The sequence below is a fragment of the Kitasatospora sp. NPDC056273 genome, assembly GCF_042268845.1.
Lineage (GTDB): Bacteria > Actinomycetota > Actinomycetes > Streptomycetales > Streptomycetaceae > Kitasatospora.
Genome location: NZ_JBHJSJ010000014.1, coordinates 50,785 through 75,622, shown reverse-complemented (window position 1 = coordinate 75,622; position 24,838 = coordinate 50,785). Strand labels below are relative to the sequence as shown.

The window sequence follows — 24,838 nt, the reverse complement described above, 5'->3', positions numbered from 1 at the left end:
CGGCGGCAAAGACCACTTGCGGGCAAGTGGCCTGCCATCCGGCCTGGCCACCGGGCCGGATGGCGGCTGGGGCCACCGGGGCATCATGGACGGCATGGACCGGATCCCCGCCACCCGCCTGTCGCGCCTGCTCACCGGCTGGGCCGCCGATGGCCCGGGGGCCCTGCCGCGGCTGCTCGCGGACGCGCTGCGCGAGCTGGCCGAGCGCGGCGACGTGGCCCCCGGCACCGCGCTGCCCTCGCAGCGGGCGCTGGCCTCAGCCCTCGGGGTCAGCCGCTCCACCGTCACCTCCGCGTACGGGCTGCTGGAGGCGGAGGGGCGGTTGGAGAGCCGGCACGGCAGCGGCTCGCGGCTGCGCGCCTCGGGAGCGGTCGGCGAGCCCGTCGGCGAGGGGCGGCTCGCCAGTTTCGGCACCCGGGACGGCGTCGTCGACCTCTCCAGCGGGGCGCTGGAGGGCCTGCCCGCCGTGGCGGACGCCCTCGACTCGCTGTCCGGCCGGGACCTCACCGCCGCGCTCGCCGGTGACGGCTACCTCCCGTACGGGCTGCCGCGGCTGCGCGAGCTGCTGGCCGAGCAGTACCGCGTGGCCGGCCTGCCGACCTCGCCGGACCAGATCCTGGTCACGGCCGGGTCCCAGCAGGCGCTCTGGCTGATCACCCAGGGGCTGGTCGAGCCGGGCGACACCGTGGTCGTCGAGGACCCGACCTACCGGGGCGCCCTGGAAGCGCTGCGCGCCCGGGGCGCACGCCTGGTGCCGCTGCCCGCGTACGGCTCCCGCTCCGGCGCGGCCCGCGCCACCGACGCGCACGACGACGGGCCCGCCGCCCTGGCCCGGCTGACCGGCCGGATCCGCCCGCGCCTGGTGTACCTCCAGCCGGCCGTGCACAACCCGACCGGGCGCGCCATGAGCGGGCCGACCCGACGGGCCTGGGTCGCCGTCCTGGCCGAGCGCGGCCTGTACACCGTCGAGGACAACGCGTACGCGGAGCTGTCCCTGTCCGAGGACGGCGCGCCGCCCCCGCTCGCCGCACAGCTGCCGGACGGCACGGCCGCGACCATCGGCACCCTCTCCAAGCTCTACTGGGGCGGCCTGCGGCTGGGCTGGATCCGCGCCTCCCGCCCGGTCATCCACCGCCTGGCCGAGCTCCGCAAGTCCGTCGACCTCTCCTGCCCGGTGGTGGAGCAGCTGCTCGCGGTGCGGCTGCTCCAGGGGCTGCCGGAGGCGCGGGCCCGGCGCCGCGCGCAGCTGCGCGAGCGCCTCGCCGCGGCCGAGCGGCTGCTCACCGCGCAGGCGCCGCACTGGCGTTGGGAGCGGCCGGCCGGCGGCTCCGCGCTGTGGGTCGAGCTCCCCGGCACCGACGCCGAGGCCACCGCCCAACTGGCCCGTCGGGCCGGGGTGCTGGTGGTGCCCGGGCCCGCCTTCTCCGCCGTCGACGGCTTCCGCAGCCGCCTGCGGCTGCCGTTCGCCGCCCGGCAGGACCAGCACGACCCGCACGACCAGTACGACCGGCTGGCCGCCGCCCTGCCCGTCCTCCTGCACAGCGCCGACCGCGCCGGTCCCGTCCGCTGAGCCGCCGTACCCGTCCGCCCCGCGCCCCCCCGGCTCAGCGGCGGAGGGCCTGGCGGGTGCGGCGGGCGAGGCGGTGGGCGCGTTGGACGGCGACGAAGGCGGGCATGGAGTCGGCCTGGGTGAGCCGGTACTTGAGGCGGAGCTGGGGGCTGAGGCCGGCCTGGGCCTCGGGGCCGATGGCCCGGAGGAGCCGGGCGACGTGCTGCTGGTAGGCGGCGCGGTAGGCGCGGTCGCCGTCCGGGACGGTCCAGAAGAACATCGGGATCTCCTCGACCAGGCAGTTGCGGTCGTAGGCGCGCAGGTGCTCGGCGAAGGCGGGTTCGGGGCGGGCGAGCAGCCATTCGCGGACGAGTTCCATCGAGCGGACCCGGTCGACGACACCGCGCGGGTCGGTCTTCTTCTGGGTGATGGAGAGGTCGCCGTCCTCGCGCACCCGCCAGTGGTAGACCGGGTCGGCGAGCACGTCGACGCGTGCGGCGAGGAAGTGGTGGGGCACGCTGACCGGGGCGTCCTCGTACAGGATGCCCTCGGGGTACGTCAGGCCGGCGCCGTCGAAGAAGGAGCGCCGGTAGACCTTGTTCCAGGCGGTGCGGTCGGTGACGAGGGCGGGGGTCTCGCCGATGTGGGTGCGCAGCCGGGTCTCGTGGAACGGGCGGCGGTGGGCGTGCGAGGGGCTGAGGCCGGAGGTGCGCAGCCGCAGGGCGTTGCCGGCGGCGAAGTCGGAGCCGGTCCCGTCGAGGGTGCTGATCATCAGCTGGTAGGCGTGCGGTGGCACGACGTCGTCGCTGTCGACGAAGGCCAGGTACTCGGTGCCGGGGGTGAGGTGGCGCCAGCCGGTGTTGCGGGCGGCGCCGAGGCCCTGGTTCCGCTGCCGGACCAGTCGGAAGCGCCCGTCCCGCTCGGTGTACTCCTCGGCGATGACGGGGCCGTCGTCGGTCGAGCCGTCGTCGACCAGGACGCACTCGAAGTCCTCGAACGTCTGGGCCGCGATCGAGTCCAGGCACTCCCCGAGGTAGCGCTCGACGTTGTAGATCGGGACGACGAGGGAGAGACGCGGGGCCATCGCACGGCCTTTCGCTCAGGACACGAGCGGACGGGCCGGGCGGCCGTCGACCGCCGGTCACCGACAGTGGCCCGAGCATACGGACCGTATGCGGCCCGCGGGCGAACGCCGGGTTGAATCGAGCGAGCGGAACGGTGCAATCACCGGTCCGCCGGGGTGTCGGCCGCGCCCGGCGTCAACGCGCCCGCGCGGGACGCCCCTTGGGGCGCAAGGGGAGGGCCCCGGACCGCCCGACCGGTCCGGGGCCCTCCGTCACCCGAACCGGGTCAGGCGCTCTTGACGGCCGCGAAGCGGTCCGAGACGTCCTGCCAGTTGACGACGTCCCACAGGCGGGTGACGTAGTCCGGGCGGACGTTGCGGTACTGCAGGTAGTAGGCGTGCTCCCAGGCGTCGAAGGCCAGCAGCGGGGTGGTGCCCTGGCCGACGTTGCCGTGGTGGTCGTAGACCTGCTCGACGATCAGGCGCTGGCCGAGCGGCTCCCAGGACAGGATGCCCCAGCCGGAGCCCTGCACGCCGGTGGTGGCGGTGGTGAGCTGCTTCTTGAAGGCGTCGAAGCTGCCGAAGTGCTCGGTGATGGCGTCGGCCAGCTCGCCCTCGGGGCGGTCGCCGCCCTCGGGCGAGAGGTTCTGCCAGAACAGCGAGTGCAGCACGTGGCCCGACAGGTGGAACGCGAAGGTCTTCTGCAGGCCGACCAGGCCGCCGAACTGCTCCTTGTCGCGGGCCTCGGCCAGCTGGTCCAGGGTGTCGTTGGCGCCCTTGACGTACGCGGCGTGGTGCTTGGAGTGGTGCAGCTCCAGGATCTCGGCCGACATCGCCCGCTCCAGCGCGGAGTAGTCGTACGGCAGGTCGGGAAGCGTGTAGGTGCCCATCAGGACACGGCCCCTTTCGGCGGGTTGAACGGTGGTGATCGTGCCGGGACAACACTATTGCGTATCAGTTGCAAGAACGAAGCATGGGCTCCTGCTTATTCCCGCACGTCCCGTCGGGCACAATGACCGCCGCTGACCACCCGTCCGGCCTGCCCGGCCCAGCCGACTCGCCCCGACCCGGCCGACCCGGCCGACCCGCCCGGCCCGCACGCCCCGTCACCCCGGCGGCCCGTCACTCCGCCGCACCGGCGCCCCTCCGGCAACGTTTCGGTCTCGTAGACCGGCAATCCGTTCCCGGGGCTTCCCTCCGTGTTCGCCGTTGTGCCATTTTACATGTCACACAGCAAGGCCCGTGCGCCCCACGCAGCGCGGCCACCCCCACCCTCAACGGCCCCGGAGGCCCCCACAGATGCGTCCCTCCTCGATAGCGAAGGACGGCGCGCGCAGACTCCCTGCGCTCGGCACCGCCCTCCTCCTCTCGCTCGGCCTGTTCGCACCCGCGGCGCAGGCCGCCGCCCCCGCGGCCGCCCCGGCCGGTCAGCCCGCCACCTCGGCCGGCCAGACCGCCGCACCGCGCACGATCCCGGTGCCCAAGTCCCCCGACACCCCCAAGGACGCCCGTCCGCTGGTCTCGGACCCGCAGGCCAAGGCCACCGCCCCGACGGCGGGCAGCACCGTCGGCGCCGCCAGGTCGGCACGGGCGCTCACCGCCGCCGCCTGCGACGTCTCCGCCTTCACCGGCAAGTCCGGTGCCGCGCTGGTCCAGCAGGTCAAGGGGGCCGGGCTCGACTGCGTCAACACCCTGTTCACGCTGACCGGCAACGACGCCAAGGGCGCCTTCAACGAGGCCCAGATGGTGACCGTCGCCAACGCCCTGCGCGACACCGCCGCCACCTACCCCGGCGACAACTCCACCTCCGCCGGGCAGCTGGTGCTCTTCCTGCGGGCCGGCTACTACGTGCAGTGGTACAACAAGGACGTCGTCGGCCCGTACGGCACCGGCCTCCAGACCGCCATCCGCGGTGCGCTGGACGCCTTCTACGCCGCCCCGCACAGCAAGGACGCCACCGACGCCAACGGTGCCACCCTCGCCGAGGCCGTCACCCTGATCGACAGCGCCCAGGAGAACGCCCGCTACACCGGCGTCGTCAAGCGGCTGCTGAACGACTACACCGGCAGCTGGCCCGCCACGATGGCCACCGCCGTCGCCAACACCGAGACCGTCATCGAGCGCGGCTTCGACCTGCCGGAGTTCGTCTCCGCCCTCCAGGCCGACCCGGCCTTCGCGACCACCGTGTCGTCCTTCGTCACCCGCAACAGCGGCCAGCTCAACGGCGGCGACACCGTCACCAAGATCGGCATCCAGCTCGGCAACCTGGTCGCCAACGACGCGCTGCGCGCCCAGGGCCGGCCGATCGTCAAGGACCTGATCAACCGCTACCCGCTGGTCGGCAACACCGGTCCGCTCACCATGAACCTGCTCTGGTTCACGGAGAAGAAGGACGCCGGCAACTGCTCCTACTACGGCACCTGTGACGTCCCGGCCAAGCTCGTGCCGCTGGTGCTCACCGTCGACCACACCTGCAACGCCAACCTGCGCATCCGCGCCCAGGACATGACCGCGCAGCAGCTCGCCGACACCTGCACCAGCCTGGTCAACCAGGACGCGTTCTTCCACAAGGTGGTCAAGGACAACGGCCCGGTTCCGAACGACAACAACACCAACCTCGAGGTCGTCGTCTTCGACGACTACTACAACTACAGCCTGTACGCCTGGGAGATGTACAAGATCGACGTCGACAACGGCGGCATGTACGAGGAGGGCAACCCGGCCACGGTCGGCAACCAGGCCCGCTTCATCGCCCACGAGGCCTCCTGGCTGCGCCCCCAGTTCCAGATCTGGAACCTCAACCACGAGTACACCCACTACCTCGACGGCCGCTACGACATGTACGGCGACTTCGAGGCCGGCATGACCACCCCGACCATCTGGTGGGTCGAGGGCCTCGCCGAGTACGTCTCCTACAGCTACCGCGGCGCCCACTACGACGACGCGGTCGCCCAGGCCGGCAAGGGCACCTACGCGCTGAGCACCCTGTTCGACACCACCTACGACAACGCGGACTCCACCCGGATCTACAACTGGGGCTACCTGGCCGTCCGCTACATGCTCCAGTCGCACCCGCAGGACGTCGACGCGCTGCTCGCCAAGTACCGCGCCGGTGACTGGAACGGCGCCCGCACGCTGCTGAAGACCACCATCGGCACCGCGTACGACGCCGACTTCGCCACCTGGCTCAAGGCCTGCGCCGCCGACAACTGCGGCTCGCTGCCCACCACCGAGCAGCCCAAGGCCCCGCTCTGCACCGCCACCGACGCCCGGCAGTACGACAAGAACTGCCGCCGCGACAACGTCGCCGCCACCACCGGGAACTACAGCTACAGCTTCCTGAACCTGCCGGCCGGCGTGAAGCAGCTGACCATCACCACCAGCGGGGGCACCGGCAACGCCGACCTCTACTACAACGCCGGCTCCTGGGCCACCACCGGCTCCTCCACGGCCAAGTCCGCCACCGGCGGCAACGGTGAGACCCTGACCATCACCAACCCGCCGGCCGGCTACGTCTTCTTCAGCCTCTACGCCCAGCAGGGCTTCGGCGGCGTCACGGTCACCACGACCTACAACTGACACCGACGCCCCACGACCGACCGACTGCCGCAGGCAGCAGGGCCCCGCGACTTCGCGGGGCCCTTTCGCTTTCCCGTTCCGACCCCCCCGCCCGGGGATATCCAGGGGTTATAACGATTCGGCCATCGAATAGGCCGTCAACGGCCCGTAAGAGATCGCATATTCCTCTGCCGAGGGGGTGTCCGGGCGGCGAAGTTTCGGTTAGTGTCCATGAACAGATCAACCGGTTCGGCCTCCGGCAACGGAATGCCGAATATCTCTGACGGCTCGGGTGCGGCATTCTCGCCACACCCGCCAATCCCCGGAATGGAGAGTTAGTCATGAAGATGGTCAAGGCGCTCGTCAAGAAGTTCAAGAAGAACGACGACCTCGCGAACCACGCGTGGGTGCTGCACGTTATCTAACGTGTCCAGCCGCTGGCGGGGGCCGGGTCGGCCGTGCCCCCGCCGGCGCCACGGCGCGTCCGGGATTCCTCCGCGCGCCACGCCGAACACACTGACCTGCCATTTCGCATTGGAGGCCGGATTCCCGTGGAAGAAATGGCGACGGCAACCGCGCGCAGCCGTTCCCTCGTGTTCGCCCCGAGGATTCAGGAGCTGCTGGCCAGGGACGAGAAGGTGTTCCGGATCGACCCGTCGAAGGTCGGCGTCTCGGACTCCCGGCTGATGGCCGAAATCGTCGCGGCCCGCCCCGTCCTTTCCACCGAGCGATCGGTCTACAAGCCCGCCGCCGGCTCCGACATCCCCCACGACAGCGCGACGCGCACCATCCGCGCACTGGGGCAGGACGCCATGGCGGGCATCCGCAAGCCGCCGCCCCCGGCGCGCGGCATGGCCGGCTCCTGGCCCTACGCGGGCACCTCCTACCTGCGCCGCTGGCTGTTCTCCGACGACCCGCTGCCGGTCTCCCTGCTGTCGAAGCGCGGCGTCACCCGCTCCGACACCCTCTCCCGGCTCGTCGACCGCGCCGTCACCGCCTGGCCCGGCTCCGCCGACCAGGACGGGGGCACCGAACTGGCCGGACTGATCCGCGGCGCCGACGAGACGCTGGAACGCAAGCAGGCCATCGCGATGTACCGCCGGGCGACGGCCACCCTCTGCGACGGCGTGGCCGCCCTGGCCGGCAACGCCCTGTGGCTCATGGGCCCGGAACGGGACCGGCCGGAGCACCGCGCCAAGCTCACCGACGTCCTCTGGGAGACCCTGCGCCTGCTCCCGCCCGCCTGGATGCTCTACCGCAACGGCGGCGCGGCGTACACCGAACTCCACCCCGAGATCCGGCCCGAGGACGACGTCGCGCTCTTCCCGCTGCTGATGCACCGCCACCCCGACTACTGGTCCGACTCGCTGGACTTCCGCCCCGAGCGCTGGGACGGGGTCGCGGACCCGGAGAAGACACCCGGGTTCATGCCCTTCGGCTTCGACGGCGCCCGCTGCTGGGCCAAGCACCTGATCGTGCCGCTGGCCGAGCAGCTGCTGACCGCGGCCCTGGACAACCGGCTGGTCGTCCACAGCCCGCGGCAGGACGCGCAGGTGCCGCTGCGCTCCCTGCTCGCCGTACGGTTCGAGGCGCGGGTCCGGGCCTGACGCCCCGGCGCCGCCTCCGGAACACCCCCGCCGCCCCGGAAGACCCCTGACACCACGGGACACACCATGGAATCGCCCACACTGGCCGACTGGGTCGGCGACGTCGACGGCTTCACCGGCCGCCAGTGGCAGCGCGAGCCCGCGCTCTTCCCCCGGAAGGCCCCGGAGGCGCCCGCCTCGCCCGCCGCGCCCGCCTCGCCGTTCGACCTCGACGAACTCGACGCCGCCTTCGACGGCGGGCTGCTGCGCACGCCCTACCTGGAGATGGTCCGCTCCGACAAGGTGACCATCCCGCCGGAGGCCTTCACCACCTCGCGCACCGTCAACGGCACGGCGCACCACGGCTTCGCGGACCGCGCGAAGGTGCTCGCCCAGCTGCGCCGCGGGGCGACCCTGCTGCTGCGCTGCGTCGACCAGTGGCACCGCCCGACCGGCGAACTGGTGGCCCGACTGTCCGAGGAACTCGACCGGCGGGTGGAGGCCTTCTTCTTCGTCACCCCGGCCGGCGCCCAGGGCCTCGCCGTGCACCGCGACGACGCCGACGTGTTCGTCCTCCAGGCCGCCGGACGCAAGACCTGGTACGTCCACGACGCGCCGACGACGGCGGACTGGCGGCTCGGCGAACTCCCCGAGGACGAGCGCTCCCCGCTGCGGCTGCACGGCGTCCTGGAACCCGGCGGCGTGCTCTACATCCCGCGCGGCTTCGCCCACCGGGCGGTCGGCGCCGGGGGCCTGTCCGCCCACCTGTCGCTGACCGTCCGCGACCTCTCCGTCCAGGACCTGCGCACCGCCCTGGAAGGGCAGTTGGCCGAAGGCCTCGGCCTGCCGGCCCGCCCGCTCGGCGAGCCCGCGATCACCGACGCCTGCGCCGCCCTGCTCGCCCACGCCCGGACGAGGCTCGACGCGCTCGGACCGGAGGACCTCCTGCGCGCCGCCCGCGCCGCCCGGACCGGTACCCCCCACGCCCCGGCAGCCCCGGCCGAACCCGCGGAAACCCTCACCGAGGCCGCCCGCACCTGGGAGTCCGCCACCCCCGCCGACGGCCGCCCCGGGCTCGCCTCCGTCGGCCGCACCTGGCGCCGCCTGCGCGGCGCGGCCGGGTAGCCTGCGGCGACGGCAGCGACAGCCCGGTGCGAGGAATCCGCCTCGATGATCTGATCGACCGACAGGATGCCTCGGACTGACTGACGTTCGACCGGCGAAGCCGCCCCGACTCGACGACCCTCTCCGTTCCGGGCAGCGCTGGGGCAGACTGCTCACCATGCGATCAGATGATCAGAGGGGCGCCCTGCCCAAGCCCGTCCTGCCGGACGTCGCCGCCGCCCGCGCGATCGGTCCCGAGGCCGCGGTGGAGGCCCGCTGGGAGGGGATCGTCCTGTCCTGGGAGTGGCTCCAGCAGGACATCGGGCACGGCCCCGGCAGCTGCCACGACGGCCTGGTGCGGCTGCTGAAGGCCGCCCGCGCCGAGCCCCGGCTGGGCCGGCTCTTCCCCTGGACCAGCCACCACGACCTGCACTTCAGCCTGTCGACCTCGGCCCCGTGGACCGCCGCGGGCGTGCCGTTCGCCGTTCCGCTGGACGGCGGCGGCTACCAGGTCCGCGGCCAGGGCGGCGCCGGGGTGCTCGGCACGCCCACCACCCCGGAGGAGGCCGTCGCCCTGCTCGTCGAACACCTCCCGCCGGACCTCGGGCCGGTGTTCAACCACCCGGCGGACGAACCGCGCTGAGGCCGCCGGGGTGGCAGCGCCCCGCACCGGGGGTCACGATGGAAGCCCGGCCACCTCCGGCCCCGGCCCGATCGGAGCGCGATGAGCGACCAGCACAACGTCGTCCTGCTGACCTTCCCCGACGCCGCCGCCTGGCGCCCGGCCTTCGACGAGGCGCAGCACCTGCCGGGCCTGCGGATGGTGGCGGCGATGGAGCGCAGCGCCGACGGGCTGCTGGAAGTCGCGGACACCTTCACCCGGGGCGCGGGGGTGGCGACCGTCGGCTCGGGTGTGCTGGGCGGCCTGATCGGGCTGCTCGGCGGGCCGGTCGGCGTGCTGCTGGGCTTCGCGGCCGGCGCGGCGCTCGGCAACGCGGCCGAGGAGCACCAGGCGAGCGAGGGCGGCGCCGGGCTGATCATGCTCTCGCCCCGGGTGCCGGACGGCGGGGCGCTGCTCGCCGTGGAGCTCCGGGAGTCCTCGCCCGCCCCGGCGGACGAGCTGGCCGCCCGGCACGGGGCCTCGGTCGAGCGGATCGACGCGCGCGAGTTCGCCGAGCGGGTCCGGGCGGCCGAGCAGAAGGCGAACGACGCGGGGGCCTCCTGAACGGCACGGGGCCTTCTGAGCCGCGCGGGGGCCGTACGGGACCGGGCGTCCGGTTCCGTACGGCCCCCGCCGTCACTCCGCCCGCAGCGCGTCCACGGTGCGCGCCCGCGCCGCCCGTACGGCCGGGAGCAGCGCGCCGAGCAGGGCGATCGGCACGCCGCCGAGGCCGAGCAGGACCAGCGCCGGGGTGCCGAAGACGTCCAGCGCGGCGGGCGGGAAGTTCAGCCCGGCGCTGTGTCCCATCGCGGGCACCGTCAGGCCGTGCAGCAGCAGCCCCACCGGCAGGCCGATCACGCCGCCGACGGCACCGACCAGCAGGACCGAGGCGAGGACGACGCCCACGGTCTGGGCCGGGGTCATGCCGAGCGCCTTGGCGACGCCGGTGTCCCGGGTGCGCTCGCGGATCTCCAGGACGACGGTGTTGAACACCCCGAGCCCGGCGACCACGAGCAGCAGCAGGGTGAGCGTGGCGGTGAGCGAGTTCAGGGCGGCGATCGAGCCGCTGGAGCCGTGCGGCCCGCCGGTGTCGGCGGTCATGTGTGCCGGGGCGAGCGCGGCGGTGAGGGCGGCGGCGTAACCGGCGCGGTCGGTGCCCGGCTTCAGCTTGACGAACCAGAAGTCGGGGGTCGGGGCCGTTCCGGGCGGGTAGCTGCCGGCGTCGGTGAGCAGTTCGTTGGTCTGCACGTGCGGGTCGAAGACCTCTCCGACGATCCGGACGGTGACGGCCCGGCCGTGGGTCGTGAAGGTCACCTGGTCTCCGAGGTTGACGGAGGCCTCGGTCAGGAAGGTGGACGGGGCGACGGCCTCGCCCGGGCCCCGGTACCAGCGGCCGCTGACCATCTTGTAGCCCGCCCGGGACGAGTCGCCGTCGAAGGCGGTCACCGTGGTGGCGCCGGCCACCCCGGGGACGGTGACGTCCTCGGTGCCGTTGCCGAGGTACCCGGCGGTGCCCGGCTGGGCGTCCAGCGCGGCGGTGACCACGGCCCGGTCGGCCCGGTCGGCCGGGGCGGGCCTGGCCGGCGCCGTTCCGGGCGGGCCGTCCGGCCGGACCGGGTGCACCGCGACGTCCCCCGCGTCGCGGGTCTTCGCCTCCTGCACCCAGCTCATCGTCCCGCCCATGCCCACCGCGAAGACGGCCGCCGCCGTGCCGAACAGCACCGCCGCGAGCATTCCGGCCGCGCGGGCCGGGCGGGCGAAGGGCTGGGCGAGGCCGAGGCTGAGCGGCCTGGGCAGCGGCAGCCGGGCGGCCAGTGCGGCGGCGCGGGCGGCCAGGACGTCCCGCCGGGTGCCGCCCGCGGTCCGGCCGACGGCGAGCGCGTCCACCGTGCGCAGCCGGCCGGCCCGGGCGGCTGCGGCCCAGGCGACCAGCGCGACGGCGGCCAGGGTGCCGCCGGCCACCGCGACGTCCACCCCGGGGACGAGGCCGGAGGTGTCGGTGCCGTACAGCGAGCCGGTGGTGGCGAGCACCGGGACGGTCAGCGCGTTGCCCACGACGACCCCGAGCAGGGTGCCGACGGCGGCCGGGACCAGCGCCTGGGCGACGTACGCCCGCACCACCTGGGCGGGGGTGCAGCCGAGCGCCTTGAGCACGCCGATCCGCCGGGTGGCGGTGCCGACCGCGCCGGCCACCACGTTGCCCGCGACCAGCACGGACATCGCCATGCCGAGCAGGCCGAAGGCGACCATGAAGGGCAGGAACAGCGCGGTGTTGCGGTCCGAGCCCTGTTTGGCGGTGAGCCAGGACTGGGCGCCGGTGAGCGCCCCGGCGGGGGCGGCGGCGGTGACGGCGGCCCGGTCGGCGGCCATGGCGTCGGCGCTGCCGGCGTCGCTGAAGCGGTAGAGCATCTGGTAGCCGGGGGTGCTGCCGGGCGCGGTGAGGGCGGCGACGGTCTCCGGGGTCACCCAGGCGTCGGCGGTACGGCTGACGGAGCGGGCGAGGCCGACGACCTTGAGGGTCGGCGCCCCCGGCAGGCCGGGCACCCGCAGGCTGCCGCCTAGCCCCCTCGGCTGGTCGTGGTATCCGGCGTCGACCACCACCTCGCCCGGCTGCTGCGGCCAACTCCCTTGGACCAGGGTGACGTTGTCGACGCCGACGGCGGCCGAGCCACGCCCGGCGACGGTCATCGGCCCCATCGTCACCCCGGGCGGCATGCCCAGGCCGGGGCCCGGCTCGGGGTCGACGGTGACGGTGCGGTACGGCCCGGCCGCGGCCGCCACCCCGGGGGCGTGCGCGGTGGCGGCGAGCTGGTCGGCGCTCGCCCGGGCGCCGTCGAAGCGCGCGGTGAGGTGGGCGCCGTGCTGGTGGTCGAAGGCCTGGTCGAAGGGGTCCTGGGAGGCGACCAGCAGCGAGCCGCCGAGGACGGAGCAGGTGGTGGCCACCAGGGCGGCCAGCCCGACCGCGACGGACTGCGTCCGGCGCCTGCGCACACCGGCCCGGACGACCCTGCCGAGCGCGCTCATGCCGTCACCGCCGGGCCCGGAGCCGCACCCGAAGTCGAAGCCGCAGCCGCAGCCGCACCCGAAGCCACGTCCGGCCCCGAAGTCGACCCCGGACCCGAGTCCGCCTCGACCCGGCCGTCCCGCATCCGCACGGTACGGGTGGCGCAGTCCTCGGCCAGGGTCAGGTCGTGGGTGACGAGCAGGACGGTCTGCCCGTCCTCGTGCAGTTCCCGGAACAGCTCCTTGACGTCCTCGCCCGAGGCCGAGTCCAGCGCCCCGGTCGGCTCGTCCGCCAGCAGCAGTGTCGGCCGGTTCATCAACGCCCGCGCCACCGCGACGCGTTGGCGCTCACCGCCGGAGAGCCGGCCCGGGTGGGCGCGGGCGTGCCGGTCGATGCCGAGGCTCTCCAGCAGTTCGGCGGCCCGGCGCCGGGCCTCGGCGCGCGGGACGCCGGCCAGTTCGCCGGCCAGCACCACGTTGTCGGCCACGGTGAGGTCGTCCAGCAGGTTGAAGAACTGGAACACCATGCCGATCGTGCCGCGCCGGTAGCGGGCCGAGGCCGCCTCGCCCAGCCGGTCCACCCGCACCCCGGCCACGGTGACCATCCCGGCGCTCGGCCGGTCCAGCCCGGCGACCAGGTTCAGCAGGGTGGACTTCCCGCTGCCGGACGGGCCGAGCACGGCCACCGACTCCCCCGTCCGCACGCTCAGCGTGACCCCGTCCAGGGCCGCCCGGGCGCCCTCGTAGTGACGGCTCACCCCGTTCAGTTCGATCACCGGATCGCCGCTCATGTCCCCGCTCCTCGTCGTTGCCCGCCTGCTGACGAGGACGAAGGTACGAACGGGCGGCCCGCGCCCGCGTCAGCCGTCCGCCGCACCATCGCTACCGCGTCCGGCGGACCCGGGCGCGGCGTCATCCTTCCGACGTAGTCGCCGGGTGTACCCGCCGCCCGCCACCCGCGGGGCTGTCCCCCGGCGCCCGCGGCCCCCACAATGTCCCGGTGATCAACCATCCGACGGTGCGGCGGCTGCGCGCGGCGGTCCGGCTGGCCGGCGGCCCGGGCGGACCGCCGCCGCACCGGCCGACCAGGCGCGGCCTGGCCTTCGACCTGGCCCTGGCCCTCTTCCTCGCGCTCACCGGCGGGCGCTACGCGACCATCGCGCAGAACCCCGGCCATCCGGACCGGCACAGCCTGTTGCTGCTGCTGGTGCCGCTCGTCCCGCTGCCGCTGGTGCTGCGCCGGCGCCACCCGCTGGCGGTGCTCTGGGTGGTCCTGCCCGCCGCGCTGCTGGTCCGGCACGAGTCGGAGGACATCGCGTACGCGGCGGGCGTGGCGGTGATCGTCGCCGCGTACAGCGCCGCCGCGTACGGGCGCCGCGCGACGGCCCTGCTGCTGAGCCTGCCGGCCGCGACCGCCGCCCTCGTGGTGCTCTTCGCCGCGGCCAAGCTGCCGCACTTCCCCAACGGGGTGATGGCCGTCCTGGTCCTGGTGCCGGTGTTCGCGGTCGCCTACGAACTGCGGATGTGGCGCCGCCGGGTGGACGAGGGGCGGGAGCGGCTCTCCGCCCTGGAGCGCGGGCAGCTGGCCGCGCTGGAGCGCGCGGTGGAGCTCGAACGGGCCCGGATCGCCCGGGAGTTGCACGACGTCGTCACCCACAACGTGAGCATGATGACGATCCAGGCCGGGGCGGCCCGCAAGATCCTGGACACCGCCCCGGACAAGGCCCGCGAGGCGATGGCCGCGGTGGAGTCCGGCGGGCGCGCGGCGATGACCGAACTGCGGCACGTGATGGGCCTGTTGACCATCGACTCGGAGGGCGCCGGCGACCCGGCCGCCGAGGCCGACCTCAGCCCGCAGCCGGGCCTCGGCCGCCTGGAGGCGCTGGTCCACGGCGTCCGGCAGGCCGGGCTGCCGGTCGAGCTGACCGTCCGCGGCGAGCGCCGGCCCGTCCCGCCCGGGGTCGAGCTGGCCGCCTACCGGGTGGTCCAGGAGGCGCTCACCAACACCGTCAAGCACGCGTCCGGCGCCGACGCCGCGGTGACCGTCGAGTACGCCCCCGACCGGCTGCTGGTCGAGGTCACCGACACCGGCGGCCGCCCCACCGGCGCCGCCGCCACCGGCAACGGACGCGGCCTGCTCGGCCTGCGCGAACGCCTCGCCGTCTACGGCGGCACCCTGCACACCGGCCCCCGGCCGCGCGGCGGCTACCGCGTCAAGGCCCTTGTCCCCCTGGAGAGTTCATGAACGAGCAGCCGCTGCGGGTGGTGGTCGCCGACGACCAGGCCCTGGTCCGCACCGGGTTCCGGCTGATCCTGGAGTCGGAGGGCATCGACGTGGTGGCCGAGGCCGAGGACGGCGAACAGGCCGTCGCCGCCGTCCGGCGCACCAGGCCGGACGTGGTGCTGCTGGACATCCGGATGCCCGGCCTGGACGGGCTGGAGGCCGCCCGCCGGATCCTGGCGGACGGGGCGCGGCAGCCGCCCCGGATCATCATGCTGACCACCTTCGACCTCGACCACTACGTCTACGCGGCGATGGCCGCCGGGGCCAGCGGCTTCCTGCTGAAGGACGTCACCCCGGAGCACCTGGCGGCCGCCGTCCGGCTGGTCCGCACCGGGGACGCGCTGCTCGCCCCGGCGATCACCCGCCGCTTGGTCGAGCGCTTCGCCCGCCCGGACGACCCGGGCGCCGCCGCCGTCGCCCCGCACCGGGAGCTGGGCACGCTCACCCCGCGCGAGCTGGAGGTGATGGCGCTGCTCGCCCGCGGCCTCAGCAACGCCGAACTCGCCGCCCGGCTGGGGCTGTCCGAGGCGACGGTGAAGACGCACGTGGCCCGGATCCTCGGCAAGCTGGGCCTGCGGGACCGGGCCCAGGTGGTGGTCGCGGCGTACGAGACCGGGCTGGTCAGCGTGGGGTCCGCGGACGCCGCCCGGTAACGGCGGCGGGAGCCCGGAAACGACGGCGGGAGCCCGGGGTCGACACCCCGGGCTCCCGCCGCGTCAGCCGCGGGTGCGGATCACGCCAGGTCGAAGCGGTCCGCGTTCATGACCTTGGCCCAGGCGGCGACGAAGTCCTCGACGAACTTCTCCTTGGCGTCGTCGCTCGCGTACACCTCGGCGACGGCCCGCAGTTCGGCGTTCGAGCCGAAGACCAGGTCGGCGCGGGTGCCGGTCCACTTCACCCGGCCCGACTCGTCCCGGCCCTCGAAGGTGTGCGCGTCCTCCGAGGTGGCCTTCCAACTGGTGCCCAGGTCCAGCAGGTTGACGAAGTAGTCGTTCGTCAGCACGCCCGGCGTCCCGGTGAGCACCCCGTGCGCGGACCCGCCGTGGTTGGCGCCCAGCACGCGCAGGCCGCCGACCAACACGGTCAGCTCGGGGGCGCTGACGCCCAGCAGGTTGGCCTTGTCGAGCAGCAGGTACTCGGCCGGCAGCCGGTTGCCCTTGCCGACCCAGTTGCGGAAGCCGTCCGCCTTGGGCTCCAGCGCGGCGAAGGACTCGGTGTCGGTCAGCTCCTGCGGCGCGTCCACCCGGCCGGGCTCGAACGGCACCTCGACAGCCAGGCCGGCCGCCTTCGCGGCCTGCTCGACGCCGACGCCGCCGGCCAGCACCACCAGGTCCGCGAGCGAGACCTGCTTCTCGCCGGCCTGCGCGTTGAACTCCCGCTGGACGCCCTCCAGGGCGCGCAGCACCGTGGCCAGCCGGTCGGGCTCGTTGACCTCCCAGCCGATCTGCGGCTGGAGCCGGATGCGGCCGCCGTTGGCGCCGCCGCGCTTGTCGCTGGAGCGGAACGAGGAGGCGGCCGCCCAGGCGGTGGAGACCAGCTCGGACACCGACAGGCCGGTGGCGGTGATCCGCCGCTTGAGGTCGGCGACGTCGGCCGCGCCGATCCGCTGGTACGTGACCTCCGGCAGCGGGTCCTGCCAGAGCAGGTGCTCGGCGGGGACCTCCGGGCCGAGGTAGCGGACGACCGGGCCCATGTCGCGGTGGGTCAGCTTGTACCAGGCGCGGGCGAAGGCGTCGGCGAACTCCTCCGGGTTCTCCAGGAAGCGCCGGGAGATCGGCTCGTAGACCGGGTCGAAGCGCAGCGAGAGGTCGGTGGTGAGCATGTTCGGGGCGTGCCGCTTGCCCGGGACGTGCGCGTCCGGCACGGTGCCCTCGCCGCCGCCGTCCTTGGGCTTGTACTGCCAGGCGCCGGCCGGGCTCTTGGTGAGCTCCCACTCGTAGCCGAACAGCGTCTCGAAGAAGCTGTTGTCCCAGGTGATCGGGGTGGCCGTCCAGGTGACCTCCAGACCGCTGGTGATCGCGTCGGCGCCCACGCCGGTGCGGAAGCTGCTCTTCCAGCCGAGGCCCTGCTGCTCCATGGGGGCGGCCTCGGGGTCCGGGCCGACGTTGTCGGCCGGGCCGGCGCCGTGGGTCTTGCCGAAGGTGTGGCCGCCGGCGATCAGCGCGACGGTCTCCTCGTCGTTCATCGCCATCCGGTAGAAGGTCTCGCGGATGTCGCGGGCGGCGGCGAGCGGGTCGGGGTTGCCGTTGGGGCCCTCGGGGTTGACGTAGATCAGGCCCATCTGGACGGCGGCCAGCGGGTTCTCCAGCTGGCGGTCGCCGGTGTAGCGCTCGTCGCCGAGCCAGGTGGTCTCGGGGCCCCAGTAGACGTCCTCGTCCGGCTCCCACTCGTCGACCCGGCCGCCGCCGAAGCCGAAGGTCCGGAAGCCCATGCCCTCCAGGGCCACGTTGCCGGACAGGATGATCAGGTCGGCCCAGGACAAGGCGCGCCCGTACTTCTTCTTCACCGGCCACAGCAGGCGGCGGGCCTTGTCCAGGCTGGCGTTGTCCGGCCAGCTGTTCAGCGGGGCGAAGCGCTGCTGGCCGCCGCCGGCGCCGCCGCGGCCGTCGCTGATCCGGTAGGTGCCGGCGCTGTGCCAGGCCATCCGGATGATGAAGGGGCCGTAGTAGCCGAAGTCGGCCGGCCACCAGTCCCGCGACGTGGTGAGGGCCTCCTGGATGTCCCGCTTGACGGCCGGGAGGTCGAGGGTCTTGAAGGCCTCGGCGTAGTCGAACTCCGCGCCGAGCGGATTGGCCACGGCGGGATTCTTCGCGAGGATCTTCAGATTGAGCCGTTCCGGCCACCACTGGCGGTTCCCGCCGCCCTGGGTGGGGTGCGGCGCGCGCCCGTGGTTCACCGGGCAGCCCTCCGCGTTCGCCTCTACGCCGGTTGCATCGTGGTTGTCAGACATGGGAATCCTTCCCTCACAAGGCGGATCACGGTGTCTTCATCTGCTACCTACGGCACCTACTGCTGCGGTCTGGCCTGGTGCGCCCCGTGGTGTTCCCGCTCGGCACCGCGTACGGCGGTGACGGGAGTGGTGCCGGGAGTCACGTGCTGCTGCTGTCCAGGCTAGCGCCGGAGCCGATCCTACGGTGGACGGAATCCAAGTCAAGAAAGACACCAAGCCCATATCCGATCGGGATCCGGAGGGCACCGGAAGCGCATTGGTAAACTCCGGTCCTCCCCATTACCTGAATAGGTGAACCGATATGAGTGACCTCCTGGAGCGGCTGCGCGGGCGCGGCTGGCGCCTCACCTCCCAGCGGCGTGTCGTGGCCGAGGTCCTGGACGGCGAGCACGTGCACCTGACCGCCGACGAGGTGCACGCCCGGGCCGCCGAGCGCCTCCCGGAGATCTCCCGGGCGACGGTCTACAACACGCTCGGCGAACTGGTCACCCTGGGTGAGGTCGTCGAGGTCGCCACCGACGGGCGCGCCAAGCGCTACGACCCGAACGCGCACCACCCGCACCAGCACCTGATCTGCACGGGCTGCGGCGCCATCCGCGACGTCCACCCGCAGGGCGACCCGCTGGCCGACCTGCCGTCCGAGCAGCGCTTCGGGTTCGTCGTGGCGCAGGCGGAGGTCACCTACCGGGGGCTGTGCCCGGACTGCGCGGGCTGACCGCTCCGGCGGCCGGCCGGCCGCCCTGCCCGTACCCGCTGGCCGTACCTGCTGCCCGTACCCGCTGGCCCGCCGTGCACCGATCGGGGGCCGGGATCGCTTAGGGTCGACCAATGGCGAAGTACTTCGACGTGCATCCAGAGTCCCCCCAGCCGCGCACCATCGGCTCCGTGGCCGCCGGCCTCCGCTCCGGGGACCTCATCGCGTACCCGACCGACTCCTGTTTCGCCCTGGGCTGCCAGCTGGACAACCGCGACGGCCTCGAACGGATCCGGTCGATCCGGCGCCTCGACGACCGCCACCACTTCACCCTCATGTGCATGGACTTCGCCCAACTGGGCCAGTTCGTCCACATCGACAACAACGTCTTCCGCGCGATCAAGGCCGCGACGCCGGGCAGCTACACCTTCATCCTCCCCGCCACCAAGGAGGTGCCGCGCCGCCTGCTGCACCCGAAGAAGAAGACGGTCGGCGTCAGGATCCCCGACCACGTCGTCACCAGGGCCCTGCTCGCCGAGCTCGGCGAGCCCCTGGTCTCCAGCACCCTGCTCCTCCCCGGCGAGGACGAGCCGATGACCCAGGGCTGGGAGATCAAGGAGCGGCTCGACCACCAACTGGACGCCGTGCTGGACTCCGGCGACTGCGGCACGGTACCGACGACGGTCGTCGACTTCTCCAGCGGCGAGGCGGAGATCACCCGGCGCGGGGCCGGCGACCCCGAGCGCTTCGAGTGACGCACCGGGCGCACCGGGCACACCGGGCGCATCCGGAGGGCCGCCTCAACCCCACTGGACCCACAGTGACTTGAGCCCGTTCTGGAAGTTGGAGACCAGCCGCCGCGGCGGCCGCCCCGGCACGAGCCGGAGCCCCGGCAGCCGCTCGACCAGGCAGCGCAGCGCCGACCTCAGCTGCAGGCGGGCGAGTTGGGCACCGAGGCAGAAGTGCGGGCCGTACCCGAAGCTCACGTGGTCGTTCGGGCTACGGGTGGCGTCGAAGCGGTCCGGGTCGGGGAACACCGCCCCGTCCCGGTTCGCGGAGGCGTGGTAGACCACCACCTTGTCCCCCCGCCGGATAGCCCGTCCGCCCAGCTCCACGTCCCGTGTCGCGGTGCGGCGGAAGTCCATGACGGGCGGCCACCAGCGCAGCATCTCCTCGACGGCGGTGGGGACCAACTCCGGTCTCTCGCATAGCAGTTCGTACTGCTCCGGATGGCTCAGCAGGGCGTACAGGCCGCCGGGCAGGCCGTTGCGGACGGTCTCGTTCCCGGCGACGGCGAAGAGGAAGAACATCGTCTCGAACTCCTCGACCGTCAGCCCCGCTTCGAGCGTCCGGGAGAGCAGGCCGCCCGGGGCGGGCCGCCGGGCCAGGCCGTGGGCGTAGGCGAACATGTCCGCCAGGGCGGCGCGGGAACGGGGGTTGACCGGGCGGCCGTCCGGACCGGTCCGGGTGGTCGGACGGCGGGCGAGCGCGGCACGGCCGAGTTCGGTGAGCGCGGCCGGATCGGCGGTGCCGGAGTGGGCGTAGTCGGCGTCCTGGTAGCCGATCACCCGGTTCGCCCAGTCCAGCAGCAACCCCCGGTCCTGCTCCGGCACACCCATCACCCGGGCCAGCGTCCACACCGGCAGGTCGGCGGCGAGCCGCACGAAGTCCGCACGACCGGCCGGACGCACCTCCTCCACCAGCTCCCGCACCCGCCCGTCCACCGCCCCGGCCAGCTCCGCCAGGGCGCGCGGGGTGAACGCCCCCGCGACGATCCGGCGCAGCCGGGAGTGGTCGGGCGGGTCCTGGTTGAGCATCATCGCCCGCGCGAACGCCAGGTCCGCCGGGGAGTCGGGGTCACGGATCTGCGTGGCCCCCAGGTGCGAGGAGAACAGCTCGGGACTGCGCAGCACGTGCTTCACGTCCGCGTGCCGCAGCACCGCCCAGTACCCCGGCCCACCCGGCCACCCGCCGACGGGGGGCTCCTCGACCCAGCAGACGGGGGCGAACTCGCGGAGTTCCCGAAGGAGTTCGTACGGAACGCCGTGCGCGTAGGTGTCCGGGAGGAAGAGCTGGTTCACGCGCGCCTGATCGAGGGCCATACCGACGGACGGTACGTCACGCCACCGGCGGCCGGAACGGCTTCGGCACGAGGAACGGAAGCGGCTGGTCAGGGCCTTCTATCCCGTGGCACCAGCCGTGTACGCCCCGCTAGACTCCGCCCGCTCGATCACATGTGCGCTTTCCGTGCGCACGACCTGTCCAAGGTGGGGGGAGTAGATGAACGTGCTGCCGATCGGCAGACAAGTACGACGAAAGCGAGGGGGAGGAGGCCGCGCAGCCGCCTCCGGAGCCCTCCTGTTGACCGTCCTGGCCTCACTGATGGGCCAGGCCGCCCCGGCCCAGGCCGTGGGAGCCGCACCGACGGCCGCCACCGCCTCGCCGCAGGCGGGCGCCCCGGCGGACCCGGGTGTCAAGCCGGACCCGACCTCGACTCCGGCCGCGGCTCCGAACCCGGCCGCGGGCGAGGGCAGCGCAGCCGCCGCCGCACCGGACCGGAAGGCCGACCAGGAGGCCCTCGCCCAGCAGCTGCGGCAGGCCGACCCGAGCGGCCCGTGCCCGGCGGCGCTGCAGCCCAACACCGTGGCGAGCTGCACCGTCGACCAGAGCGGGACCGTCACCTTCGGCATCGACCTGCCACAGCAGAAGGACCTGCTGCTCGTACAGATCGCCGCCGCCCAGGGATCCCTGATCCCGTCCGTGGTCGCCCCCGACGGCACCGCCGTGACCTGCGACGACCCGGTCGGCCCGAGCTGGGGCAGCAGCCAGTCCCTGCGCTGCGCCACCACCCGGGCCGGCACGTACACGCTGAAGGTCGGCACCGTCACCAGCGCGCCAACCGCGCTCGCGCTCTCGTACCTGCCGCTGCGGTCCACCACCGCCTGCCGCACGATCGGCCCCGCCGACCTCACCCTCGGCGCCCCGACCGTGTACCAGGGCGACCTGGCGCTCGGCTCGGCCGGTGACTGCTACCAGGTGAACGGCCTCGCCGCCGGCGACATGCTCCGCACCGGAGCCACCCTCCGGGGCGCCACCACCGTCGTCTACGACGCCACGGGCACCCCGGTCTGCGACAAGTGGGCCTCCTCCGACTGCCGCCTCACCGGCACCGCCCCGTACCGGATCACCGCCCAGCGCTACAACGCCACCGCCCTGACGTACGACTTCTTCGCGGCGCGGCTCTCCCACCCGGAGGGCTGCACGCTGGTCGAGCCCCAGGCGTTCGGCGTCTCCCCGGACCCGACCCCGGTCACCCGCTGCCGCACGCTGCGCGTCCCGGAGTCCGCACAGTACGAGTTCGGGACGGTCCTCCAGGGCGACGGCTCCGTCGCCGGCGGGCTGTACACCGCCGACGGGGCCCCGCAGGGCGGGCTCTGCTCCCAGGGCTCCTGCGAGCTGCCGCCTGGTGACTACACCTGGGCCGTCGACCCGTACGCGGTCTCCGTCGGCGCGTTCGGCCTGGCCTTCCACTCCGCCAAGGAGACCCGGGGCTGCGTCGCGGCCAACGACACCGGCCTGACGGCCGGCCCGGCCACCGGTACCTTCGGCGGGCCCGGCCAGCAGCTCTGCCTGACCCTGCCGACCGCCTCCGGCAAGGGCGTCTACCTGATCAACCGGCCGCCCGCCGACGGCACCACGGCCGGCGGACGGGTCGTCGACGCCTCGGGCGCCAAGCAGTGCGACATCGGCGGCTCCACCACCTGCAAGCTGACCGGCACCGCCCCGTTCCGCGTCGTGCTGACCGGCACCCCGTCCAAGGCCTACGGACTGGTGGTCCACCGGACCGAGGAGACCGCCGGCTGCACCGCCTGGCCGCAGAGCGGGTTCGACGGCTCCTGGGGCGTCGAGGTCCCGCTGACGGCCGCCGCACCGCAGGCCTGCCTGCTCCTGCCCGCCGACCGGCACTCCGTATCCGAGCTGATCGACTACACCAACACCAGGAACCAGCTCAACGCCGACGTGACGGTGTTCGACGCGGCCGGCGTGCCGGTCTGCACCGCGGTCTCCTACGGGAACTCGGCCAAGACCTGCCGGCTCGCCACCGACGTCCCGTACACCGCGCTGCTGAACGGCTGGGGAGGAGCGGACACCTACAAGATCGCCCGGCGCGACATCTCGTCGAGCGCGAACTGCCTGGTCCCGGCCTCGACCAGGGTCGGCGGCCCCGGCGCCTCCTTCGACCTGGCCTCGGCGCTGGACGCCCGCTGCGTCCGGCTCACCGGCGCGAGCAGCGACAAGTACACGCTGGGCATCCGGACCTCGGACGGCCCGTACGGGAAGAACGCGCTGCTCAGCGTGATCGACGGCGAGGGCAAGCCGCTCTGCACCCAGTTCGGCGTCTCCTGCCGGCTCACGGGGTCGAGCACGTACACCGCGCTCGTGCTCGCTTCCGGGTACCAGGGCAAGCCGATCCACAGCAGCGTGGACGCCTGGAAGTTCCAGACGGCCGCGGGCTGGGCTCCCGAGTGTGCCGCGAACCCGGCCTCCGTCGACGGCTTCCCGCAGCACAGCGGGGTTCTCACCGAGGACTCGACCGCCTACTGCGCGGTGGTCGACATGAAGGCCAATCAGTCCTTCAACGTGGTCGGCACCAGCAGCGCCACCGGGCTCACCGACGTCCCGCAGCTGCGCCTGTTCCGGGGCTCCAAGTGGACCGACGAATACGGCTACCAGTGCGCCTCCTCCTACGGGGTCTTCGGGGGCCGGTGCCTGTCCGATTCCCAGGCCGATCAGGCCGTGCTGGTCGTGACCAACGCCCTCGCGGGCACGCCGGTCGAGTACAGCGTGCAGGGAACCTGCGACTCCTCCTGCCCGATACCGCGGCCGCGGCCCGTCCTGGCGTCCGTCAGCCCCTCCACCGGGGCCGCCGGGACGAGGGTCCAGGCCGTCATCCGGGGCACCGGACTGACCCTGGGCAGCAAGGCGAAGCTGGTGGGCAGTGGTGCCTCCGGCACGCAGTTCCTGGAGACGGTCTCGGTGAACGCCGACGGCACCGCGCTCGACGTGCTGCTCGACACCAGGAGCCTGGCGCCGGGTGGTTACAGCATCGAACTCGACGGCGTCTACGGGGTCTCGCTCCCCGACGCCTTCACCGTCACCGCCGCCACCACCCCGTCCAAGAGCCGGTTCGTCCCGATCGACCCGGCCCGCTTCCTGGACACCCGGGACGGCACCGGCGCCCCCGCCCAGCGGGTCGGCGCGGGCGGCGTGGTCAGCCTCCAGGTCACCGGCGTCAAGGGCGTCCCGGCGACCGGCGTCACCGCCGTCGTCATGAACGTCACCGCCGTCAACCCGACCGGCTCCGGCCACATCATCGTCTACCCCGACAGCCAGCCGCTGCCGAACGTCTCCAACCTCAACTACGAAGCCGGAAAGATCGTCCCGAACCTGGTGACGGTCCCGGTCGTCAACGGCAAGGTCGACCTGCGCAACAGCGCGGGCGACGTCGACCTGATCGCCGACGTCACCGGCTACTACACCGACGGGGCCACCGGATCGGCCTTCTCCCCGATCACCCCGGCCCGCTTCCTGGACACCCGGGACGGCACCGGCGCCCCCGCCCAGCGGGTCGGCGCGGGCGGCGTGGTCAGCCTCCAGGTCACCGGCGTCAAGGGCGTCCCGGCGACCGGCGTCACCGCCGTCGTCATGAACGTCACCGCCGTCAACCCGACCGGCTCCGGCCACATCATCGTCTACCCCGACGGCCGGCCCCTGCCGAACGTCTCCAACCTCAACTACGAAGCCGGGAAGATCGTCGCCAACCTGGTGACGGTCCCGGTCGTCAACGGCAAGGTCGACCTGCGCAACAGCGCGGGCGACGTCGACCTGATCGCCGACGTCACCGGCTACTACGGCGACTCCGGCTCGACCTACTCCCCCACCACCCCCGTCCGGCTGCTGGACACCCGCAACGGTGTCGGCGCCCGAGCCGGAGCGGTGAGCGGCGGCGGCATCGTCAGCATGCGGGTGACGGGCCTGGAGGGCGTGCCGGTCAGCGGCGTCACCGCCGTGGTCCTCAACGTCACGGTCACCGAGCCGACGGCGGACGGCCACCTGATCGTCTACCCGCACGGCACCGACCGCCCCGGCGTGTCGAACCTCAACTTCACGGCCGGGCAGACCAGGGCCAACCTGGTCGTCGTCCCGGTCGTGGACGGCCGGGTGACGTTCTTCAACAACTGGGGTGACACCCACGTGATCGCCGACCTGAGCGGCTACTTCACGGCCTGACCCCGTCCCGCCCGTTACGAACGCTGCCGTGCCGCCCGATCCCCGGGGGGGGCCGCCGCGCCCGATTCGGCGCCCCGCGAGGTTGGCGGGGGAGA

At 73.6% G+C, this 24,838-nt stretch carries 17 protein-coding genes; 11 read left to right on the top strand and 6 right to left on the bottom strand.

What is annotated here, in order from left to right; translation table 11 throughout:
- The first annotated feature begins 94 nt into the window (after window positions 1-94).
- The gene (locus ACFCY1_RS15290; protein ID WP_375874847.1) at window positions 95-1,570 is read left to right on the top strand and encodes a PLP-dependent aminotransferase family protein; all 1,476 of its coding nucleotides are present in this window, start codon (window positions 95-97) and stop codon (window positions 1,568-1,570) included.
- A gap of 34 nt (window positions 1,571-1,604) precedes the next feature.
- Here the strand turns inward: ACFCY1_RS15290 and ACFCY1_RS15285 are convergent, their stop codons facing one another.
- Together ACFCY1_RS15285 and ACFCY1_RS15280 are read right to left on the bottom strand one after the other, a co-directional pair.
- Window positions 1,605-2,633 (bottom strand): glycosyltransferase family 2 protein, encoded by a 1,029-nt coding sequence (locus ACFCY1_RS15285; RefSeq protein WP_375874846.1) that lies wholly within the window; start codon window positions 2,631-2,633, stop codon window positions 1,605-1,607.
- A 266-nt stretch (window positions 2,634-2,899) separates the two neighbouring features.
- The gene (locus tag ACFCY1_RS15280) at window positions 2,900-3,502 is read right to left on the bottom strand and encodes a superoxide dismutase (RefSeq protein WP_049649981.1); all 603 of its coding nucleotides are present in this window, start codon (window positions 3,500-3,502) and stop codon (window positions 2,900-2,902) included.
- Between the two features lie 409 nt (window positions 3,503-3,911).
- On the opposite strand from ACFCY1_RS15280, the gene ACFCY1_RS15275 reads away from it, so the two are divergent.
- The 5 genes from ACFCY1_RS15275 to ACFCY1_RS15255 all read left to right on the top strand — a co-directional run bounded on the left by ACFCY1_RS15275 (window position 3,912) and on the right by ACFCY1_RS15255 (window position 10,085).
- Window positions 3,912-6,191 (top strand): M9 family metallopeptidase, encoded by a 2,280-nt coding sequence (locus ACFCY1_RS15275; protein ID WP_375874845.1) that lies wholly within the window; start codon window positions 3,912-3,914, stop codon window positions 6,189-6,191.
- A gap of 539 nt (window positions 6,192-6,730) precedes the next feature.
- Window positions 6,731-7,777 carry a cytochrome P450 gene (locus tag ACFCY1_RS15270; RefSeq protein WP_117487008.1) on the top strand — a complete coding sequence of 349 codons (1,047 nt, stop codon included), beginning with the start codon at window positions 6,731-6,733 and terminating at the stop codon, window positions 7,775-7,777.
- 66 nt (window positions 7,778-7,843) lie between these two features.
- Window positions 7,844-8,881 (top strand): JmjC domain-containing protein, encoded by a 1,038-nt coding sequence (locus ACFCY1_RS15265; protein WP_375874844.1) that lies wholly within the window; start codon window positions 7,844-7,846, stop codon window positions 8,879-8,881.
- Window positions 8,882-9,038: 157 nt separating this feature from the next.
- Complete coding sequence (locus ACFCY1_RS15260; protein WP_375874843.1) at window positions 9,039-9,503, top strand: DUF6193 family natural product biosynthesis protein; 465 nt, start codon at window positions 9,039-9,041, stop codon at window positions 9,501-9,503.
- Window positions 9,504-9,584: 81 nt separating this feature from the next.
- Window positions 9,585-10,085, top strand: a complete 501-nt coding sequence (locus tag ACFCY1_RS15255; protein WP_375874842.1) for a histidine kinase — start codon at window positions 9,585-9,587, stop codon at window positions 10,083-10,085.
- A 72-nt stretch (window positions 10,086-10,157) separates the two neighbouring features.
- On the opposite strand, the gene ACFCY1_RS15250 is transcribed toward ACFCY1_RS15255, so the two are convergent.
- Both ACFCY1_RS15250 and ACFCY1_RS15245 read right to left on the bottom strand, forming a co-directional pair.
- Entirely contained in the window at window positions 10,158-12,545 is a 2,388-nt protein-coding gene (locus ACFCY1_RS15250; protein ID WP_375874841.1) for an FtsX-like permease family protein, read from the bottom strand.
- Entirely contained in the window at window positions 12,542-13,315 is a 774-nt protein-coding gene (locus ACFCY1_RS15245; protein ID WP_375874840.1) for an ABC transporter ATP-binding protein, read from the bottom strand. The genes ACFCY1_RS15250 and ACFCY1_RS15245 overlap by 4 nt, the downstream gene beginning before the upstream one ends.
- Before the next feature lie 209 nt (window positions 13,316-13,524).
- Between ACFCY1_RS15245 and ACFCY1_RS15240 the strand changes: the two genes are divergently transcribed.
- Window positions 13,525-14,769 (top strand): sensor histidine kinase, encoded by a 1,245-nt coding sequence (locus ACFCY1_RS15240; protein WP_375874839.1) that lies wholly within the window; start codon window positions 13,525-13,527, stop codon window positions 14,767-14,769.
- Window positions 14,766-15,461 carry a response regulator transcription factor gene (locus ACFCY1_RS15235; RefSeq protein ID WP_049650744.1) on the top strand — a complete coding sequence of 232 codons (696 nt, stop codon included), beginning with the start codon at window positions 14,766-14,768 and terminating at the stop codon, window positions 15,459-15,461. The genes ACFCY1_RS15240 and ACFCY1_RS15235 overlap by 4 nt, the downstream gene beginning before the upstream one ends.
- A gap of 80 nt (window positions 15,462-15,541) precedes the next feature.
- Here the strand turns inward: ACFCY1_RS15235 and katG are convergent, their stop codons facing one another.
- On the bottom strand, window positions 15,542-17,758 hold the full coding sequence (katG, locus tag ACFCY1_RS15230) for a catalase/peroxidase HPI (RefSeq protein WP_049650745.1): 2,217 nt from the start codon (window positions 17,756-17,758) through the stop codon (window positions 15,542-15,544).
- A 301-nt stretch (window positions 17,759-18,059) separates the two neighbouring features.
- On the opposite strand from katG, the gene ACFCY1_RS15225 reads away from it, so the two are divergent.
- Entirely contained in the window at window positions 18,060-18,473 is a 414-nt protein-coding gene (locus ACFCY1_RS15225) for a Fur family transcriptional regulator (protein WP_375874838.1), read from the top strand.
- 113 nt (window positions 18,474-18,586) lie between these two features.
- Complete coding sequence (locus ACFCY1_RS15220) at window positions 18,587-19,207, top strand: L-threonylcarbamoyladenylate synthase (protein ID WP_049650747.1); 621 nt, start codon at window positions 18,587-18,589, stop codon at window positions 19,205-19,207.
- Window positions 19,208-19,252: 45 nt separating this feature from the next.
- Here the strand turns inward: ACFCY1_RS15220 and ACFCY1_RS15215 are convergent, their stop codons facing one another.
- Complete coding sequence (locus ACFCY1_RS15215; RefSeq protein ID WP_375874837.1) at window positions 19,253-20,554, bottom strand: cytochrome P450; 1,302 nt, start codon at window positions 20,552-20,554, stop codon at window positions 19,253-19,255.
- A 259-nt stretch (window positions 20,555-20,813) separates the two neighbouring features.
- Here ACFCY1_RS15215 and ACFCY1_RS15210 point away from each other — a divergent pair, with 259 nt between their 5' ends.
- The gene (locus ACFCY1_RS15210) at window positions 20,814-24,743 is read left to right on the top strand and encodes a hypothetical protein (protein WP_375874836.1); all 3,930 of its coding nucleotides are present in this window, start codon (window positions 20,814-20,816) and stop codon (window positions 24,741-24,743) included.
- The last annotated feature ends 95 nt before the right edge of the window (window positions 24,744-24,838 follow it).